This window comes from Wolbachia endosymbiont of Mansonella ozzardi (assembly GCF_020278625.1).
GTDB lineage: Bacteria > Pseudomonadota > Alphaproteobacteria > Rickettsiales > Anaplasmataceae > Wolbachia.
In genome coordinates, this window is the sequence record NZ_JADAKK010000073.1 from 1 (window position 1) to 3,593 (window position 3,593).

At 37.0% G+C, this 3,593-nt stretch carries 4 protein-coding genes; 2 read left to right on the forward strand and 2 right to left on the reverse strand.

Features of this window, described 5'->3' with window-relative positions:
* A partial coding sequence (locus tag IHO40_RS05420; protein WP_225537119.1) for a hypothetical protein occupies nt 1–418 on the forward strand: 418 nt, incomplete at its 5' end.
* A 445-nt stretch (nt 419–863) separates the two neighbouring features.
* On the opposite strand, the gene IHO40_RS05425 is transcribed toward IHO40_RS05420, so the two are convergent.
* Both IHO40_RS05425 and IHO40_RS06145 read right to left on the reverse strand, forming a co-directional pair.
* Nucleotides 864–1,136: a hypothetical protein gene (locus IHO40_RS05425; protein WP_225537120.1), complete on the reverse strand. Its 273-nt coding sequence runs from the start codon at nt 1,134–1,136 to the stop codon at nt 864–866.
* A 52-nt stretch (nt 1,137–1,188) separates the two neighbouring features.
* Complete coding sequence (locus IHO40_RS06145) at nt 1,189–1,251, reverse strand: hypothetical protein (protein WP_368666784.1); 63 nt, start codon at nt 1,249–1,251, stop codon at nt 1,189–1,191.
* 237 nt (nt 1,252–1,488) lie between these two features.
* Here IHO40_RS06145 and gatA point away from each other — a divergent pair, with 237 nt between their 5' ends.
* Nucleotides 1,489–2,958: an Asp-tRNA(Asn)/Glu-tRNA(Gln) amidotransferase subunit GatA gene (gene gatA, locus IHO40_RS05430; RefSeq protein WP_225537121.1), complete on the forward strand. Its 1,470-nt coding sequence runs from the start codon at nt 1,489–1,491 to the stop codon at nt 2,956–2,958.
* Nucleotides 2,959–3,593 lie beyond the last annotated feature (635 nt).

Here is a 3,593-nt window from a genome sequence, read left to right on the forward strand (position 1 = left end):
TCGTAGATTTTGTGTTTTTTTGATTATTCCTGACTATCATAAAAAGGGCTATAAGTCTGAAGATGCTCAGGAGCCAGGTAATAACGGAAATAGACAACTTATTGCTATGAATTCACTGCAATGTTTGGCTTCAACTCTTGAAAGAAAAGCAGAAATTGAACTCTTATACGGTGAAAGCGAGTGTTCTGGAAATGAGTCTGATTGTAGTGATGATGAAGATGAGTACCCAACGTTTTCAAGCCTTCAATTAAACAATGAAAAAGAAGCAGTACTTCCTGACAGTGGTTACAGACCTGATGATGTAGGACAACAAGAGCCCAAAATTGTAGCTTTGCCAAACCACCAGCTAAATACAAGGAAGCCACTAACATCACCAAAGTCCATTAGTTTACAAACAAGACCTCAACCCCTTCTGTAAAAATAATATTTGAAGATAACAATATATCTCATCCCAATCAACAACAAGCTATTACTGTACCACAAAATAAAGAAAAGTTAAATGGTAATCATGTCAGTACAAAAATTCCAGTAACAACCACCTCAAGTAAGGAACTGAGAAAGATACCTGAAAACGAAATATCTAATCCCAGTTTTAATAAAGGGCATGATTCTGGTTTTGCTTCTAATCAAGTATCAAAAAATAGTATACAGGAAAAGATTAAGATGTTTAAAAACAACACACCTTCTTAATTCAGGTTCTAAAGTGTCTTCATGTTCTATAAAGGAAGTTTTAAATAGAAGTAACTTCCTTCCTTGAAGCTTTGAGGTCTAGGGAACGTTCCCAAACATTCTGAACGTTCTCAGATTTTCAATAAGTTGCTTATATAGTTAGCCTTTCATAGGTTGCAGCAAAACCGCTGGGTTTACTTTACCTTTGCTGGAAGTGCTGGAATGTCTTTTTTTATGACAGATTCTGAATATTCTATATTATACGGCCTAGTCCCAAAAGACATCTTGATATCTAATCCTCTTTTCTTTATATCGCTCGTCAGCAATTTTAGATAATTTATATCTTCAATTTCCTTTTCCATTAACTCAATTAATAGTTTTAAGACAGATTTGTTTTGAGACTGGGCTACACTAGTGAGCAAACTATTCAACTGATCTTCAGAATTTACACGAGCTTTAGAATCCATATCAATCGTACACTATAACTCATTATATTTTAACATTTTTATGTAAACTATATCAAATCCCTAAAACCGTTTGTAATAAAGCCATCTGATCAACTCCGTTAATCTTGCAAACCATATTCTCAGCATCAATCTCTTATTGGTTCATTTCCACTTATAGTAAGCTTGTGAGCATCAACTACACGCTTAAGGCGTTGTTTTTTCAGCTGATTTCCAACCACAAAATTAAGCTTTTTTAACGCTAACTGTTCGACCTGCTAATAATAAGAATTGGTACTATACCGCCATAAATGTATAGATCTTTCGCCTTACCGTTGTTATAATTAATACCTTGCTAAAAATTGAATATTAATAAATGAATGAATTAAGAAAGCTAAGTATTACAGAAATGCACGATGGACTTAAACGGAAAGATTTTTCTGCTGTTGAACTCGTAGAAGCGTACATCAACGCAGTTGAAAGTGAGAAATTAAATGCATTTGTGACGAAAACTCCAGAAATAGCAATAGAAGCTGCTAAAGCCGCTGATGAGCATTTTTTAAAGCAAAAAGGTGGTATGCCGCTTATGGGTATACCAGTTGGTGTTAAAGATTTATTCTGCACAAAGGGAGTAAAAACAACAGCATGCTCAAAAATGCTAGAAAACTTCGTTCCGACTTACGAATCTACAGTATCTGAGTTGCTTTTAAAAAGTGGGGCGGCCATGCTCGGCAAGCTCAACATGGACGAATTTGCTATGGGCTCTGCAAACACAAATAGCTATTTTGGTCCTGTTGAAAACGTGTGGGTTAGAAAAAGTGATGGGGAAAAAGTTGTGCCTGGTGGGTCATCTGGTGGCTCCGCAGCGTCGGTTGCTGGGTTTTTATGCGCTGGAGCACTCGGAAGTGACACTGGTGGATCTGTGCGCCAGCCAGCAGCTTACTGTGGAGTAGTTGGAGCAAAGCCAACTTATGGAAGATGTTCGCGTTTTGGTATGATCGCATTTGCAAGTTCCCTGGACCAAGCAGGGGTCATTACTCGTTCAGTTTCTGACTCAGCATTAATGCTGGAAACAATTTGTGGTTATGATAGCAAAGATTCAACATCGAGTAAAAGGCCAGTACCCAAATTTTCTAATTTTGTAAACGGTGATATCAAGGGTAAGCGCATTGGTATACCAAAAGAATATAGAATGGATGGAATTTCAGAAGAAATCGTCCATCATTGGGAAAAAGTTTCTTCCGATCTGAAGGAAAATGGTACTGAAGTGGTTGACATTACCTTGCCACACACTAAATATGCAATACCAGTCTATTATTTAATTTGTTCTGCTGAAGTTTCATCTAACCTTGCTCGTTATGATGGTGTGCGTTATGGATTCAGAGCCGATGCTGATACCCTCGAAGAAATGTATTCACTAACAAGAGCAGAAGGTTTTGGAAAAGAGGCAAAAAGAAGAATCTTAATTGGCGCTTACGCACTTTCTTCAGGTCACTACAATGAATATTACGAAAAAGCACAATGTATTAGAGCATTAATCAGAAATGATTTTATAAAAGCATTTGAAAAAATAGATTACATACTTGTTCCATCTGCTCCAACAGAAGCTTTTGGCTTAAATGAAAAGCCAGATCCGCTAATTATGTGTATCAATGATGTCTTCACCGTACCAGCAAGTTTAGCTGGATTACCTGCTATCTCCGTTCCTGTTGGACTTTCCAATGAAGGTTTACCACTTGCTTTACAAGTAATTGGAAACTATTACGATGAAGCTGGAATATTGAATGTAGCAAATGTGATAGAGCAAAATTGCGGCAGAGTAATTGAAATGAATGTGTTCGCTTAGGAAAGTGGCAAAATAAGGCAGACAAAGTAGCATAAAAAGATAACCATAAGAGTAAAGGTGAGTTTACAGTAAACGGTGTCGTGCAATATTAATTCCTACTACCCCGCTATTCTACTTGCTTCAGTGTGGATCTTTTCTTCGTTATTGCTTTATGTAAATGGGAATTGGTATAAACCACAATGTGAAAGGCACATAATGGATAGCCTAAGTATTGTGTATGGGTCCAAGAGATAAAAAAGATACTATAGAAGAAAAAAGGCAATTCATACCCGTTCAAAAAGTTAGTTTTACTATTTCTTCTAGTCAACGAGAGAATCCGTTACCAGAAGGTGAAAGACAAACCTGAAACTAATTTAAGTAATGTAATACAAGCAGTCAATCAATAGAAACAGGACTGCCAGGCCTCAAGCCATTTCTTCCTGAAGTTATACAATTTTAGCTTTAGGAAAGCCAGTAGATTCAGTTGCTAAATCAACAGATACACCAGCCTTAAGTAGTTTTTAGCCACAGTTATTTTAGCCTGTTTTTCGCCTCTTTCTTCACCGATCTGGATGCCGCGTTCTTCGCCAATTTGCGGATGCCTTTCTTCATACCTTCTTCAAGTTTGCATTCAAGAATAGCTTCCTCTTTGTACA